Origin of the sequence: Mesorhizobium sp. CA13 (assembly GCF_020165235.1) — a bacterium.
Classification (GTDB): Bacteria; Pseudomonadota; Alphaproteobacteria; order Rhizobiales; family Rhizobiaceae; genus Mesorhizobium.
Genome location: NZ_JAIUHS010000016.1, coordinates 84,206 through 97,268 on the forward strand (window position 1 = coordinate 84,206; position 13,063 = coordinate 97,268).

At 59.2% G+C, this 13,063-nt stretch carries 18 protein-coding genes and 1 pseudogene; 9 read left to right on the forward strand and 10 right to left on the reverse strand.

Annotated features, from left to right (window positions below; all coding sequences use genetic code 11):
• Positions 1-94: 94 nt before the first annotated feature.
• Positions 95-577, forward strand: a pseudogene (locus tag LB566_RS30615) (type IV secretory system conjugative DNA transfer family protein); the annotation flags it as partial.
• A gap of 116 nt (positions 578-693) precedes the next feature.
• Here the strand turns inward: LB566_RS30615 and LB566_RS27130 are convergent.
• Both LB566_RS27130 and LB566_RS27135 read right to left on the reverse strand, forming a co-directional pair.
• Entirely contained in the window at positions 694-957 is a 264-nt protein-coding gene (locus LB566_RS27130) for a hypothetical protein (protein WP_140554099.1), read from the reverse strand.
• A gap of 170 nt (positions 958-1,127) precedes the next feature.
• A complete protein-coding gene (locus LB566_RS27135) occupies positions 1,128-1,385 on the reverse strand; it encodes a hypothetical protein (RefSeq protein ID WP_140642229.1) in 258 nt (85 codons plus the stop codon).
• Between the two features lie 411 nt (positions 1,386-1,796).
• Between LB566_RS27135 and LB566_RS27140 the strand changes: the two genes are divergently transcribed.
• Positions 1,797-2,027 (forward strand): hypothetical protein, encoded by a 231-nt coding sequence (locus LB566_RS27140; RefSeq protein WP_224628994.1) that lies wholly within the window; start codon positions 1,797-1,799, stop codon positions 2,025-2,027.
• Positions 2,028-2,586: 559 nt separating this feature from the next.
• On the opposite strand, the gene LB566_RS27145 is transcribed toward LB566_RS27140, so the two are convergent.
• The 4 genes from LB566_RS27145 to LB566_RS27160 all read right to left on the reverse strand — a co-directional run bounded on the left by LB566_RS27145 (position 2,587) and on the right by LB566_RS27160 (position 3,772).
• Positions 2,587-2,775: a hypothetical protein gene (locus LB566_RS27145; protein ID WP_140554094.1), complete on the reverse strand. Its 189-nt coding sequence runs from the start codon at positions 2,773-2,775 to the stop codon at positions 2,587-2,589.
• Between the two features lie 3 nt (positions 2,776-2,778).
• Complete coding sequence (locus tag LB566_RS27150) at positions 2,779-2,919, reverse strand: entericidin A/B family lipoprotein (RefSeq protein WP_140554092.1); 141 nt, start codon at positions 2,917-2,919, stop codon at positions 2,779-2,781.
• Positions 2,920-2,986: 67 nt separating this feature from the next.
• The gene (locus LB566_RS27155; protein WP_224628995.1) at positions 2,987-3,178 is read right to left on the reverse strand and encodes a hypothetical protein; all 192 of its coding nucleotides are present in this window, start codon (positions 3,176-3,178) and stop codon (positions 2,987-2,989) included.
• A gap of 171 nt (positions 3,179-3,349) precedes the next feature.
• Complete coding sequence (locus tag LB566_RS27160) at positions 3,350-3,772, reverse strand: hypothetical protein (protein ID WP_140554087.1); 423 nt, start codon at positions 3,770-3,772, stop codon at positions 3,350-3,352.
• 195 nt (positions 3,773-3,967) lie between these two features.
• Between LB566_RS27160 and LB566_RS27165 the strand changes: the two genes are divergently transcribed.
• From LB566_RS27165 to LB566_RS27180, 4 genes are all read left to right on the forward strand, one after another.
• Positions 3,968-4,162: a hypothetical protein gene (locus tag LB566_RS27165; protein ID WP_140554086.1), complete on the forward strand. Its 195-nt coding sequence runs from the start codon at positions 3,968-3,970 to the stop codon at positions 4,160-4,162.
• Between the two features lie 384 nt (positions 4,163-4,546).
• The gene (locus LB566_RS27170; protein ID WP_181172655.1) at positions 4,547-4,762 is read left to right on the forward strand and encodes a hypothetical protein; all 216 of its coding nucleotides are present in this window, start codon (positions 4,547-4,549) and stop codon (positions 4,760-4,762) included.
• A gap of 129 nt (positions 4,763-4,891) precedes the next feature.
• Positions 4,892-5,539 (forward strand): hypothetical protein, encoded by a 648-nt coding sequence (locus LB566_RS27175; protein WP_224628996.1) that lies wholly within the window; start codon positions 4,892-4,894, stop codon positions 5,537-5,539.
• A gap of 33 nt (positions 5,540-5,572) precedes the next feature.
• Entirely contained in the window at positions 5,573-6,358 is a 786-nt protein-coding gene (locus LB566_RS27180; RefSeq protein WP_140554082.1) for a hypothetical protein, read from the forward strand.
• Positions 6,359-6,401: 43 nt separating this feature from the next.
• Here the strand turns inward: LB566_RS27180 and LB566_RS27185 are convergent, their stop codons facing one another.
• The 3 genes from LB566_RS27185 to LB566_RS27195 all read right to left on the reverse strand — a co-directional run bounded on the left by LB566_RS27185 (position 6,402) and on the right by LB566_RS27195 (position 7,344).
• Positions 6,402-6,614, reverse strand: coding sequence for a hypothetical protein (locus LB566_RS27185; protein WP_140554080.1), 213 nt, complete (start codon positions 6,612-6,614; stop codon positions 6,402-6,404).
• A gap of 239 nt (positions 6,615-6,853) precedes the next feature.
• Positions 6,854-7,039: a hypothetical protein gene (locus LB566_RS27190; protein WP_140554079.1), complete on the reverse strand. Its 186-nt coding sequence runs from the start codon at positions 7,037-7,039 to the stop codon at positions 6,854-6,856.
• A gap of 83 nt (positions 7,040-7,122) precedes the next feature.
• Positions 7,123-7,344 (reverse strand): hypothetical protein, encoded by a 222-nt coding sequence (locus LB566_RS27195; RefSeq protein WP_140554077.1) that lies wholly within the window; start codon positions 7,342-7,344, stop codon positions 7,123-7,125.
• 56 nt (positions 7,345-7,400) lie between these two features.
• Between LB566_RS27195 and LB566_RS27200 the strand changes: the two genes are divergently transcribed.
• Together LB566_RS27200 and LB566_RS27205 are read left to right on the forward strand one after the other, a co-directional pair.
• Entirely contained in the window at positions 7,401-8,183 is a 783-nt protein-coding gene (locus tag LB566_RS27200) for a glycoside hydrolase family 108 protein (protein WP_224628998.1), read from the forward strand.
• A 95-nt stretch (positions 8,184-8,278) separates the two neighbouring features.
• Positions 8,279-8,674: a hypothetical protein gene (locus LB566_RS27205; RefSeq protein WP_140554075.1), complete on the forward strand. Its 396-nt coding sequence runs from the start codon at positions 8,279-8,281 to the stop codon at positions 8,672-8,674.
• 701 nt (positions 8,675-9,375) lie between these two features.
• Here the strand turns inward: LB566_RS27205 and LB566_RS27210 are convergent.
• Entirely contained in the window at positions 9,376-10,434 is a 1,059-nt protein-coding gene (locus LB566_RS27210; protein ID WP_140554074.1) for an aminopeptidase, read from the reverse strand.
• Between the two features lie 385 nt (positions 10,435-10,819).
• On the opposite strand from LB566_RS27210, the gene LB566_RS27215 reads away from it, so the two are divergent.
• On the forward strand, positions 10,820-13,033 hold the full coding sequence (locus LB566_RS27215) for a putative bifunctional diguanylate cyclase/phosphodiesterase (protein ID WP_140554120.1): 2,214 nt from the start codon (positions 10,820-10,822) through the stop codon (positions 13,031-13,033).
• Positions 13,034-13,063 lie beyond the last annotated feature (30 nt).

Genomic DNA, 13,063 nt, shown 5'->3' on the forward strand with positions numbered 1-13,063 from the left:
CGACCATTTCGGCAGCACGCGGGCTATGCGGTCGCGCAGGCTGCGCCCGGAAGAAGTCCATCAGGTGGTTCGCTGGCGGTGTAAATCAAAGTAGCCGGGGTCGGACCCAACCCACCGCTACAATCCGCTGGATTACATCCGCCCCGACCGCGGTGACCGCACGACCGATATCCAGAATATCGCCACCATTCTGGTTCCGGAAAGCGTCGACCCGGAAAATTCGATCTGCAGCCGACCGACCAGCAGGTGATGGCCGGCGCAATCAGCTACATCAACGAAGGCGTGTTTTACCGCGGCCGGCGCAATCTTGGGGAGGTCACGGCTTTCTTCAACAAAGGAACGAGCCTGCACTCTCATGGCCCTCATCAAGGAGAAGGAGCCGAACCTCGCGCTTTACCGTCGAGAGCTTCAAAGCCTGTAATCGCGCTTTCCGATCGCCGCAGCGTCCGCTCTACTCGATACCCAGAAGGCCCTGTTGCCCTTCCGCAACGAGCGCGTGGTCGCGACGACGTCACCGACATGGATTTGCGCGCCCTGAAATGACAGGCCGATCCCGGTCCATCTGGCGCCGAACATCGCCGTCGGCGGCGGGAAGCGCAGAGCCGGAAGGCGGCTTCGCCTGTCTGCGCGGGGCTCCACAGTCACCAGCCGGGGCGATGAGGGGACAATGGCCGCCCCGCCCGCGGACGAAGTTTATTCGTATTCTGCGTTCGGCATGTTCATCCCGGCGGTAAGCCCTGCACCGTAATCCGATTCCTGGCGCTCCTTTGATGGGTCTCGAAGTTGACCAAGGCGACTAACGATGTCCGTCATTCGCTCGGCCACAAGATATCCAACTCCTGGCCCGCAAAAGATTTCAGTGCCGCGTCCGCTATGGTGCGGGTTCATCGAAATGGCTTGATCAAAGTTGATCGCGATAGGTGTGTTCAGATCTTTCTCTGTGAGTGCGAGCCACATAGTGCCCTCCCAAATTGACGAGACCAGCAAAGCACCCGCATGTGCTCAACGCTGCGGAGACCGCTGCAAGAATATGAGACTCCGCTAATATTAACTTCCCGCCAGCGGACTTTGTTCCTCCTCGTGTGGCTCGGATCAGTAATTGCGCAATTTGGAAGCACCGCCTATTGCTACCCAGGCATTTCGGTATTTTCCTTGGGGTTTTTATTCACGCCGGGAGAAGGTGACGTCTCCGCTGGTGCATTTCCACCTTGGTTCTGCTCAGGAGCGCGCTTGAATGGCGCCGTTTGCCACGAACCATTCTTTAAGGGCGTAAATACAAAGAAGGCTAGCAGGCATAGGAAGATGACCGCGATTACTGCGGCGCCCCACATAAGGATCCTGCCAGTACCTTGTTGTTCTTGTTTACGAGAGAGGACCTCTTTCATCGAAATTCCTTCCGGGATTTGCGCGACGGAACGTGCTTCCTCTTGCGCGTCCTCGTCGACGCAGCAATGTCATATGGGTTGGCGCGGATGACCGGCTCTAAATCATTCGGGAAGTTCGGGTCGTCGACCGGTAATCTCGGCAACGAATCCTTTTCGTACGATCGATGAGTAGGCAGCATCTCTGCCACCTCGGCTAGAATATCGTTTACGACCCCGTTCATCTGCGCGCCTGTTTCGAAGCTTTCAGCTCCTCGAACTTCGCTACTGCATCAAGGTTCCGGCTTTTTTTTCTGCACCACTGCCGAATTCAGAATTGCGTCAACAGAGAAAAGCGCAGAGGCGGAAAGCCGCATAATCGAGGGAACTTTGCCCGTCATGCGGAGTTGGCGATTTCTCGATGGAGAGTGAGCCATGTCCAAAAGAACCCGCCTTGATGAAGACCCGGCCGAAGGCAGCCGTTCGGTAGTCGATCACGACCTTAAAAAGTCGTCCGCCAAGCCCGGACCCGAAGCGGACGCCAAGGGCCAATCAGAGAAAAACCACAAAGGTGGAAAGAGCGACGGCGTGTCTAGCGCCAATCCTCGCGTGATATCCGGCGAGGAGGACGGCGACGCCACGCTCCCCTATGAGCGAAAGAATTGAGACTTCACTCTGAAGGCCATTCGGTGCGCCATTTCCCTCTACTCCTTGGACCAGTACCTCTACCTCATGTCCCAGAGAAGCTGCGCTGTTTGCTGCCTTGACGGCGGCCAGGACGGCGGAACCCTGCGAGTCAAAGGGATAGTCCTTGTCGTCTTAGCGGACCTTCCATCGATCCGCGTCTTTCGACACGTAGTACCTGACCTCAGTCATAGGTGCCTCCGGACAAGCAATTTGGCCCCTAAGCAAATCATGGCGCCAGCCGTGCCGCAATGCGTGGGCTGCACAAGACTCATCCGCCGAGCATCCGAGCGGGCCGGTTCGGCGAGGTGCTTCCAATGCAAAAGCCCGCCACGGATAACCGGAGCGGGCCTTGGAGGAGGAACAGGGGTGGGACCATATCCTCTTGTTTCCACGGGGGGTTGTGGACCGCGAACACCTTACAAAAATTCTGCCATTTGGCTCATCACAACCCGTCCCCCAAAATTCACATTTTGGTGCTCTACCCTCAACGACACGAGGGAACGGATGGGATAGATACACCGATGCTCAGGCGTGAGCGTTATTCGAGACGGAATTCAACCCCGTGCGCTTCGGCCTTGGTAATGAGGCCGCTGTCGACTGCGGCCTCGAACGCCTTATCAAAATACTGATCATCCGAGACCTGGTGATCCTGGTTGGAAAGGTCGATCGGTAACGCGCCGATCACCCTGCCCGTAGTCTTCTCGATGACTGTGACGGTCCGCTGCATCGATCAGGGCTTGTTAACAGTGTCGTCAACTGCGTTGGCTGTCGATTTGACATCCCTGCCGACGCCGCGGACGGTATTGGCGCAGGCCGAAAGAGCGATCGCGCAGGCAAGAATGATGGTCGGCGCAGTGCGGAACAAGTTCATGGCGGCGTCTCCTGGTTGACAGCCCTCAGCGAGCGCCATGAGGAAGGCGGCTTAGGAGATGGCAGCGTTAGAACTGAGTGTCGGCAACCGGAGGCTTCCCCGGCAGTTTCAGCCGATCGCGTTGGTATTCAGCGTATCGCTCGGCGGTGGATTTGTCCTTGAAGAACTCCTGCCTCACGTTCCCGTCTTCGGTTACGCGCACTACCCATCGCCCACCGACAAACTTGACACAAACGCCATTCGGTTCGCCCTGCACCATGGCCCGCCTCCTTGGAACAGCATAGTGACTGTTAGACGCCGCTGAACGACTTGGGGACAATGGACCAGATAGCCGCGCTGATCGGGGCAGGCGGGATGCGAAGATTGTCAGCGGCTGCGCAACCAGCATAACCCCGAGCGAAAGACCGCAGGGCGGGATGGGTGATCCGGCTCAAGGAGTTTGTTCATCCATTGCGGCAGCCCCTAGCCCAAAAAGACCGCCTAGGGGAGTGGCCGTCCCTTTGTTTTCCGGCACATCCATCAAGGCTTGCGCCATGCGCTGGATTGACATCCGCTTCTCAATTGACCTCAGGTCATTATCAATTTGATTGATGATCTTGATCTCGCGTAGGAAGTCATCGATTGACCAATCCATGTCTATGAATTCGAGTTTGCTGCTCGCGGATATCGGGAAGAATTCTACACCGTCCGAAGTTGCACTCTGACGAAATGGTGTATGTGCTACAATGTTACGGAGTTCGCCGCACTTTCTGGCTCGCTTGGTCAAATCGTCAAAGCGCTTTGCGTCCTTCTTGTCAGTGACAAACAGGTCTACCAACGTGCGCAAGGTTTTGATCTTGTCGTCAAAACCCATGTTTCGGCCAATGATAGCTCTACGCACTGCGTTGACACCGACAAACATCTCCGAGAGCGGTTTCGATGCCTTGCTCGAGAAGCGCGAAATAGCACATGAAGACGCCAACGAGAGTGAAGGCTCTCGCTTCAGGGTCAAGTTTGAGCAGTGCGGTTTTTATCAGCATTGGTCTCCCCTCGGTTGAAGGAAGCACACATGGCGTTCAGCGACAAGCAGCGCCGCTTCGTCGATGAGTATTCATGGAGCGGCTGGTCGGCTCAGCACCATGGTCGTGGCGGTGTAGATCACTTTATCGGCAGTGGGCGGCATATGACTTGCGCAGCAAGCAGGCATCCAACGCTGAATTTCACCGTGTCGGGCGAGCCCCAAGTTGCCAGGCCGGTCACGTAATAACCCTCGGGGCAAAGAGATGGAGTATACGTGTTGCCACCCTGGAGACCTGAACGGCTGCCAGTGCTGCTCACCTCTGACCAGCCCGCCATTCTTTCGACAGCCGACTTTGTCGCCAGAAAAGCTTTTGAGCTCGGCATCCTAAGGGGGGCGACACGCCTCTGGAATACATGCTGAAGGTCATGCGGAACCCCAAGGCTGATGCTTCACGACGGGATGATATGGCGAAAGCTGCGGCTCCTTATGTTCATCCGAAGCTTGCCTCCATGCAGCACACCGGTCGCGACGGCGGGCCGATCCAAACCGTTGATCTCTCAAAGCTGAGTGGCGATGACCTTGCACGTCTCGAAGACATCTTCGGTCCGCTTGCCGGACCCGGCGACGATGATGCGCCTGATCAGGGCGGAGAAGGCGAGGCGGGAGGCTGAACTCGAACGCCAGCGCATCGCGAACGATGCCGAGAGGATCAAGGCAAGGTGCCAGACCCTCGACGGCTTCATTGAAGAGTTCTGGTCCACCCTCGAGCCGAAGCGCGAGCTGAAGTTCGGGTGGGCGCTGCTGGCCATGTGCCGGCATCTTACCGCAGTCGGTGCGGTTTGATCAGCCGTTCATGGCGCCGGACGGAACCGCAATCCCGTACCCGCATGCTCCCGGCGTGCCGGCGAGACACACGCTCGGTTGCAAGTGCTTCGCTGAGTACAAAATCGACTTGGTTGCTCAGTTGGTGCGGTGACGGCCCAATCCTTCGCAGCAACGGTCGGCGCGTGGGCGGCCAAGGTGCCGAACGCGCTGGAGGCGGTTTTCAAGGAAGCGGCTCAAGAACTGGTCAGCCAGCTTAACGAGCTCGTGCCAGTCGACACCGGATTTCTTCGCGCCTCGCTTATGGCGTCCACCTCGGCCATGCCTCAACTGACCCGCGCCAACCCGGGCGTGCCGGTGCATTCCGACGTCGGTGACATCGTTCTGGCCATCGCCGGGCCCGACCTCGGCGAAACGCTCTACCTAGGCTACACCGCCAACTATGCCCGCCTTCGTCCATTATGGCGCGCAGGGCAGGGCGCCGCGGCCATGGGTGACAATGATTGCCCAGCGCTGGGAAATGATCGTGGCCGAGAAGGCTGCGGAAGTGAAATCGCGGCTGGGGCTGTAGATGCCGACAATCGAAAGTTCGACCGAAGCGGCGCTGTTCGCCCGCGTAGCCGCGCTCGTGCTGTCGCCCACTTCCGATCGCGTGACGCGCCGACCGGGAAGCAAAAGGCGAACTGGCATGGCGATCGTACAGGACTACGTCACCGGCACGATCACGCTGACGTCGGAATTGAATACCTTCACATCGACAGGTGCGGCCCTTCAGTCAGCGGCGATCCGCGCTGGTGACGAGATCCTGCTGCCCTGCTGCCCGCCAAGGGCATGCTGCTGGTCATCGCCTCGATCACTGGAGAGAACGCCGGCACGCTGGTAGAGAATTGCCCAGCAGGCGCGGCCGGCGCGGCCCAGCCCATGCGTATCCGCTTCCAGCCGGACGGTTCGCGCTACACGGCAGCGGCGACCAAGCTGATCGAGGGTCTGGGTGACGGGTTTGTTGCCACCGTCGCCGCCGGGTCTGGCATTTCGGTTGACGATACGGATCCGGAGAACCTAGTGGTCGGGCTCTCGGACATGGCTACCGCGACGATCAAAGGGCGCCTCACTGCCGGAGCAGGAGCCCCAGAAGACCTGACCGGAGCACAAGCAAGAACATTGTTAGGGCTCGGCACGGCGGCGCTTTCAAACATCGGCACTTCCGGCGCAAACGTTCCCGTCCTCAACGCGGCAAACACTTTCAGCGCCGTGCAAACATTTTCCGCAAACCCGTCCTTAACTGGCGGCGGCATCAAATTCCCGTCTGTGCAGATACCTTCGGCCGACGCGAACACCTTGGACGATTATGAAAAAGGCACATATACACCCACCCCTGCGTTCGGCGGGACCAACGTCGGCATGGTGGCCCCCACACGCTCCGGGCGCTATATTAAAATTGGCGCTCTAGCTTCGCCGCTTGGCAACGCGAGGAAGCCGCCCGGCAAGCCGCTGCGGCCGAACAGGAACAAGCCGACATCGCCGCGGCGAAAGCGGAACAGGAGCGCTTCGAGAAGATGGTGGCGGATGCTGTCGCCGCGCAGTTGGGCGAGAGAGCCACGGACCCGCGGCCGGTAGAGTGACGGCGAACGAGCTGTGGCCGGCCTAGCCCCCTCGACTGTTAACGGTCCACCTCAAACCAAGTCGTCGTGATTCCGTCAGGATGCGTTACCCTGATCCATTCACCGAATTGGGGCTCTTCGGCGAACGGGATCGTTACCGCCCCCCAAGTCTTCGCGGCCTCGACAGCGTTGTCGGCCTGGACCTCGGCACGCTGCACGGCCTTGCCGTCCCGCATCAACTCGACTGTGAACACCTTCGGGGCGCCGACCATAACCCAAATCCGTAAAGCCACAACCTGCCGCGAGGGCGGCGCGGTTGCTCACGACACTCGGGCTTGTGCCGGTTGCCGCTGTCCCGCAGCGCCAGCATCAAAGCATCCGTTGCTGACGACATTCGATCCTACCGGCTATTCCAACCACCAGATCGCGCCAGCGATCAACAGCAACACAAAGATAATCCAGAACAGCCATTGGCCGCCCCGGTTGCCGTGCTGTTTGTCGTACTCGGTCATTAGTGGAACTCGCTGACGTGGCCCTGTTCGTCTTTGACCCGTATCCACATCATTCCGGGCTCGCGTCCGGTTGTCACAGTCCGTCCCGTTAATGAGGAAGCCGCCTGAATGGCGCTTGGCGCCTCAACTTTGTTGCGCCTGAAGACGGCGTTACCGTTCAACTCCTCCACGACATACTCGGCCATCTATGCCTCCTGAAAGCCCGCCCAGCGCATCAGCCGTACCCCGCGGCTGCTGGATCCGAATGCTCGTCCTCTAGAGCTGGAAATTATCCTGGCGACTTGAGGTTCCGGTAACTCGCAAATTCGAATTCGCTGATCTTACGCGTGCCAATATCGGTGACGCGCACCCACGGTTTACCGGATGTTCGCCCCGGCTTGAGTGGTCGCTGGATCGCTTTCACGACGGCATGAACGTGGCTGTGGGCTTCCACTGAAGTGGTGCTGATCACCTTCGTGCCATTCATCGCCTCAACTTTGAAACTTGCCATCGGCCCGATCTCCCCATGCCGATCTCTAGTCCCATCCGACATCGAAAGGAACTGTCATGGCTGTCTCCCGTGAAAAGGAATCGCTTGCCAAATTGCTCGCGCACGAAGGCGGCTATTCGAACAACAAAGCGGACCCCGGCGGCCCGACGATGAAGGGCGTCACCCAGCGGGTTTATGATGGCTATCGCCGAGGCAAGGGGCTTTCCACCCGCTCGGTTAAAAGCATCACGACCGCCGAACTGAACGAGATCTATGACCGCCAGTACTGGGACGCCGTGAAGGGCGATCTACTACCCGACGGGGTCGACTACGCCGTGTTCGATGGCGGCGTGAACTCCGGGCCGGCCCGCTCGATCATGTGGCTTCAGCAGGCACTTCGCCCGCTCTACACCGGCCCGATCGACGGCGTCATCGGAGTGGGCACGTTGGCGGCGCTGAAGGCGACCACCAACAACGACGCACTTATCGATCGCATCTGCGATGCGCGCATGAACTTCCTTCGCCATCTCGGCACTTTCCGGACCTTCGGCAAAGGCTGGGCATCTACAGTTGCCGAGGTTCGCGCGATTGGAAAGGCTTGGGCGTCCGGCGAAACACCGCAGGCCGCGAACTTCGTTGACGGCGGACAGGCAAAAGCAGTGGTCGAGGACGCCAAGCCTGCACCGTCGACCGCGCCGGCAGACGCGGCGATCGGCGCCGGCATCGGTGGCGGTGGAGTCGCCGGCACCCTGACGGATCTTCAGAACCAGCTCTCGCCGCTGTCCTACGGTCGAGGATCAGAACAAGATCGACGGCACCATGGCGCCAGGCTGCGCCGTCAAGCTCTACACCGCGGCTGAATGCGACAGGCACACCAAGGCGAGCGTGGAACGCAGCGCCGAACTGAGATAACAGCAAGACAATGAGGGCGGGGGCTGTGAACGAGGATAGCGCCATGCCAAATGCATCGCAGAAAATCGCCGAGAACGTCGTGCTGCTGGCGTTTGCAAGGGTTTCGATGGCGCTGGCGCTGCCGACCATCGCGATGCTGTTCTGGCTCTATTCGCAATGGCAGGACACCCGTCTCGACACCATGCAGGGGCAGATCATAGAGGCCCAGCAATCAGCCTCGGAAGCATCCTCGAAGGCGACGAAGGTTTCCGACCGGCTGATCGCCGTCGAAACCAAGCAGGTCCAGGATGCCGCCTCGAGCGAGAAGTTCCAGAGCGCGACGTTGACCCGGTTCGACAGGGTGCAGGACAGCATCGTGGGTCTGTCAAACGCCGTTGCCGTGCTCACGGCCACGCTTCAAGGCATGCTCGAGGAACGCAAGGGTAGGGCGCCACCTTAGCCATCAAACCTAAGTCGCAACTACGACTGAAGTCCTATGCCGCAAGCCATAGGTCCTAGTGTGAAACAAACTCACCCTCTTGCTCATTGGAAGGGCATCCCGAATTCATCGGTCCCTTCATTCGGGTGGGTTGAGTACCCGCCATGCCCCACGTGGCAAGGCGGGTACTCATTCGTGGAAAAGCACGAAACGGGAAGTCGAGTTACGCTGAGGGCGGGCGCTCACCGCCACCGAGACCCTCCGGCCCTTTGCGGCAGTTCAAATTCGACACGCGTCTTGCTTACGAGCGTTTGCCAGTTCCTGGCGAGGCGGACGACGCCGTAACAACGCGGTCGACCCGCGATCTGGACGGCCATGCCTTTCTGATCGGCGCGCCGAATGCTTGAAACGTGTCGCCGACGTCGGGCAATCTGCCGCAAATGGCGGAGGCCGACGACGCTTGGCCACTTGCCGCAAGAAGATCAATCGCTTTGAGCCTCTGATGTTTGCTCCTGCCTCCCGTCGAGCGAAATGCAACACGGGCGCGGTTCCGTAGTTCGTCAGCATCTTAGGCCGCACGTCTTCCACCGCAACGAAGTCGACGAAGTGCTGGATGGCGTGCGAGACGAACACTTCTCAGCTGTTTGAGGTCCGAATCCGCCGATTCGCCAACGGTCCTCATCTCACATTGTAGCACTGCCCCGCTCCCGTGCTTGTTCACGTCAATCACAAGTCTCTGCAGCCTTCAACGCTTGGGTACGGGAAGGTTTGGGCAAATGCGCGATCCGTCGAACAGAAGCGTAGAACCTTGGATAATCGCCTGAGCACCGGTCGAACAAACGAAGAAACGCCGGAACCTGTTCGCTGTAGAGGGCAGTCGCGCCCAGCTTTGCGTTGTTGATCGGCGCATCGAACCAGGCGTCGTATCCCCGGTATCCGGCCCAGCGCTTTTGGCGCATTTGCCGGTAGCCCATCCGCAGCTTGTCGATGGCGGCTGCTTTGGCAGCCGCCATCTGCTGCGAAGTACGGGAACTTTCAAAGATGTGCCTCAACTCGTCCCGAGTTTTCGACACCAGCCCGACAAAATCGGCGCTGCGCTTGCGATCGGCTTCGTAGCGGCGCAATCGGGCGTAATCGCCGATTGTGCGGAGCCATTTCCTTACGCCGGTGGTTTCGACGGCAGCCGCGAAGGCTTCATTGAATGCGGAGTCATCATCTACATAGATGCGCTGATGCGCCAGTTCGTGAAAGATGACGCTTGCAAGATACGTGTCGTCCTGGCGCAGCATGGTGCTGAGCAGTGGGTCACTGGACCATCCCAGCGTGGAATAGGCCGTGACGCCTGTGACGTAGACGTCCAGCCCCTGTCTATGAAGTTCGCCAGCGCTTTCAGTCGCAGCTTTCCGAGCAAAATAACCCCGGTACGGAACGCAGCCGAAAACCGGAAAGCACCATATTCGTGGCGTCAGCGAGAACCGGGGCGCAGCAAAAACGGCCCAGGTCACAGCGTCCCGACCAATATCAACGTAGCTGTGGTAGCTGTTGTTTTCAGGCAGTGCCAGTTCATCTGTCGCGAACCGTCGTATGGCGCTGGCCGACGTCAACTTGGTGCGCAATGCCGCGGGCGTCGAATGATCCTGGATCAGTTTTGCGACATTTTCGCGAGCCGCCATGATCTGTGCATGACCCTCCAATGACTGCGCGTAATAGGAAATACTGGTGCAACCGGTCACCCCGGACGCCACGATCACCGCGGCAATCAACCGAAAAACGCGCTTCACAGCTTGCCCACCGCTTGCTCATCTCCGCAGGGAGCCAATGTCCCCATTGCCTGCTGTCTCAAACAGGCGCGCCAATTTTGGTCAAAATCTGAAGGGATTGCGGTCGGTGTCTCGACCTTAGCAAGATTGGCAAATGCGAACGTTCGCTCACGCACTATCGAAGGCCCCACCATCACGGTGTCGGCAGCATCCGCGGGGCCTCCTTCGCGGACACCGCGTCCCCCATCTGCCGGTCTGCTGCCGGGGACCGCTTCGCGAGTTCCCGTTTTCCTCCGAAGCGATCGAAGCCGGCAGGCCCCTCGCTCGCTCACCAGCGTCGCATGCCCTCATTGGCCGAGTAATTCCTTTTAACGGTCCAGAAGTTTTCATGACGTATGGCAAACCCATGAAGCTGCTACGACATTTCGGCGAGCCAACCCGTCGTCTCTTTCTGTTGAGAACGGCTTTGCCCATCATTGGGCTGTCACTGTTTGTTGCGATGGCCACCACAGGCCTTTTGCTGTGGTCCACGGTTCAGACCGACGGCGTTGCCGTGTCACGGCAGCAAAGTCTGGTTGCACTGATCATATCCAAGCTCGAGAGCGGAGTTGCACACGACCAGGAGAGCGTCACGGTTTGGGACGACGCGGTCACCGCACTGCGAAGCCATGATACGAAATGGCTCGATGTCAATCTCGGCAGCTGGATGCACACGTATTTCGGCCATGACGAACTCTACATTCTCGATCCCGATAATGAGCCAGTCTACGCATCGCTGGGCGGCTCAACTGTCGAGCCCGGCAGCTACCGATCCATACATTCGAATACCGCGCGTCTTGTCGACGACCTCAGGGCAAGACTGAAGCGAGGGGACACCGAAGGCGTTACGAAGCAGGTCCTCACGATAGGCGCTTCCGATATGGCGGTCATCTCCGGCCATCCTGCCATCGTGAGCATCAAGCCTGTCGTCTCCGACACTGGCCACATCGCACAAGAACCCGGTCAGGAATTTCTACATATCGCGGTTCGATATCTCGATGGCAGTCTCATCACCTCCTTGCGGCAGGACTACCTGCTCGACGGCGCGCGCTTCTCCTGGGTCAACATGCTTGCTCGGGGAGAGGCGTCTTATCCGCTGATTGACCGATCCGGTTCGACTATCGGCTTCTTTGTCTGGCAACCATATCGGCCTGGGGCGTCGGTATTTTCTCAACTGGGGCCAATGCTCGTCGCTACGTTCGGGCTGCTACTGGGCGGCGTCATCGTCGTCCTGATGAGCCTTCGCAGGCGGACCTTGAAGCTGATCGAATCCGAAGACCGAATCTATCACCTCGCCCACAATGATCTACTGACCGCCCTGCCCAATCGCAGCCAGTTCAATGACCGCTTGGCCGATGCGCTGACACGGCTGCCCTCGACAGGCGACCAGCTCGCAATTCTCTACCTCGACCTCGACCGCTTCAAGCAGGTCAACGACAGCTTCGGTCATCCCGCCGGCGATGAGCTGCTTAGGGAATTCTCGGACAGGCTAAGACGGCTCACCACGGAAGCAGATACGGTCGCGCGCCTGGGCGGCGACGAGTTCATCATCATCCACCGCCAGGTCGCAGGAGAGCATGAGGTCAAAACCCTGTGTGAGCGGTTGATTGAAACCGCTCGCCGACCCTTCGAAGTGGCCGGGGTTCAGGTCTTCGTCGGCGTGAGTGTCGGCGCAGCGCTTGCTCCGAGGGACGGATGTGACCGGGACGAATTGGTGCGCAAAGCCGACGTTGCGCTCTATCACGCCAAAGCGGCGGGCCGCAGCGGCTATGTCTTCTTCAAAGCCGAGATGGACCAGACGCTGGCCATGCGCAAGGACCTCGAACAGGAGCTACGCAAGGCGCTGCAAGTGCCTGGCCAGATCCAGGTCCATTATCAGCCGCTCTACACCGCCGACACCAACAGAATGGCGGGCGTAGAAGCCCTGGCCCGCTGGTCTCACGCGGAGCGTGGTTGGGTAGCCCCGGATTTGTTTGTACCACTGGCCGAGAAAACGGGGCTGATCGACCAACTGGGCGAACTGGTTCTGCGGCAGGCATGCCTTGATGCCGTGTCCTTGCCCATCGACACCTTGGCGGTCAATGTATCAGCCTTGCAGCTGAATAATCCGAGCTTCGCCCTGAAGGTGACGAGCATCTTATTGGAGGCGCAGATGGATCCCCGGCGCCTCGAACTGGAGGTTACGGAAAGCACGCTGTCGGAGCGCCCGACCGAATGCCAGCGCAACATCGAGGCGCTGCGCAGCATCGGGGTGCGCTTTGCTCTTGATGATTTCGGCACGGGATTTTCCTCACTGGGACGCCTCCAGACCCTGGACGTGGACAGGATCAAGATCGATCGAAGCTTTGTGCAGGGCTTTGGCCGCTCCAATGGTGACGAGGCCATCGTTCAGGCGATCATCGACATGGCGCGCGTCAGTGGACTCAACACCACGGCGGAAGGCGTTGAGACGCAGAGCCAATGCGATTTTCTGCGCAAGCTCGGCTGCGACCAGTTGCAGGGCTATTTGTTATCCAAGCCGGTGCCGAAAGAGGAGCTCCAGAATCTCCTAGAGGGAAGATCCCGGCGCGTTTCTGCCTAGGTACCGAAAACCCGACATCTCGCAACAGCT

What these genes read in the sequence shown, in the direction of transcription:
- LB566_RS27130 (WP_140554099.1), bottom strand. Translation starts at nt 957, where the DNA reads ATGTGGCTCGCACTCACAGAGAAAGATCTGAACACACCTATCGCGATC.
- LB566_RS27135 (WP_140642229.1), bottom strand. Translation starts at nt 1,385, where the DNA reads ATGAAAGAGGTCCTCTCTCGTAAACAAGAACAACAAGGTACTGGCAGG.
- LB566_RS27140 (WP_224628994.1), top strand. Translation starts at nt 1,797, where the DNA reads ATGTCCAAAAGAACCCGCCTTGATGAAGACCCGGCCGAAGGCAGCCGT.
- LB566_RS27145 (WP_140554094.1), bottom strand. Translation starts at nt 2,775, where the DNA reads ATGCAGCGGACCGTCACAGTCATCGAGAAGACTACGGGCAGGGTGATC.
- LB566_RS27150 (WP_140554092.1), bottom strand. Translation starts at nt 2,919, where the DNA reads ATGAACTTGTTCCGCACTGCGCCGACCATCATTCTTGCCTGCGCGATC.
- LB566_RS27155 (WP_224628995.1), bottom strand. Translation starts at nt 3,178, where the DNA reads ATGGTGCAGGGCGAACCGAATGGCGTTTGTGTCAAGTTTGTCGGTGGG.
- LB566_RS27160 (WP_140554087.1), bottom strand. Translation starts at nt 3,772, where the DNA reads ATGGGTTTTGACGACAAGATCAAAACCTTGCGCACGTTGGTAGACCTG.
- LB566_RS27165 (WP_140554086.1), top strand. Translation starts at nt 3,968, where the DNA reads ATGGCGTTCAGCGACAAGCAGCGCCGCTTCGTCGATGAGTATTCATGG.
- LB566_RS27170 (WP_181172655.1), top strand. Translation starts at nt 4,547, where the DNA reads ATGATGCGCCTGATCAGGGCGGAGAAGGCGAGGCGGGAGGCTGAACTC.
- LB566_RS27180 (WP_140554082.1), top strand. Translation starts at nt 5,573, where the DNA reads ATGCTGCTGGTCATCGCCTCGATCACTGGAGAGAACGCCGGCACGCTG.
- LB566_RS27185 (WP_140554080.1), bottom strand. Translation starts at nt 6,614, where the DNA reads ATGGTCGGCGCCCCGAAGGTGTTCACAGTCGAGTTGATGCGGGACGGC.
- LB566_RS27190 (WP_140554079.1), bottom strand. Translation starts at nt 7,039, where the DNA reads ATGGCCGAGTATGTCGTGGAGGAGTTGAACGGTAACGCCGTCTTCAGG.
- LB566_RS27195 (WP_140554077.1), bottom strand. Translation starts at nt 7,344, where the DNA reads ATGGCAAGTTTCAAAGTTGAGGCGATGAATGGCACGAAGGTGATCAGC.
- LB566_RS27200 (WP_224628998.1), top strand. Translation starts at nt 7,401, where the DNA reads ATGGCTGTCTCCCGTGAAAAGGAATCGCTTGCCAAATTGCTCGCGCAC.
- LB566_RS27205 (WP_140554075.1), top strand. Translation starts at nt 8,279, where the DNA reads ATGCCAAATGCATCGCAGAAAATCGCCGAGAACGTCGTGCTGCTGGCG.
- LB566_RS27215 (WP_140554120.1), top strand. Translation starts at nt 10,820, where the DNA reads ATGAAGCTGCTACGACATTTCGGCGAGCCAACCCGTCGTCTCTTTCTG.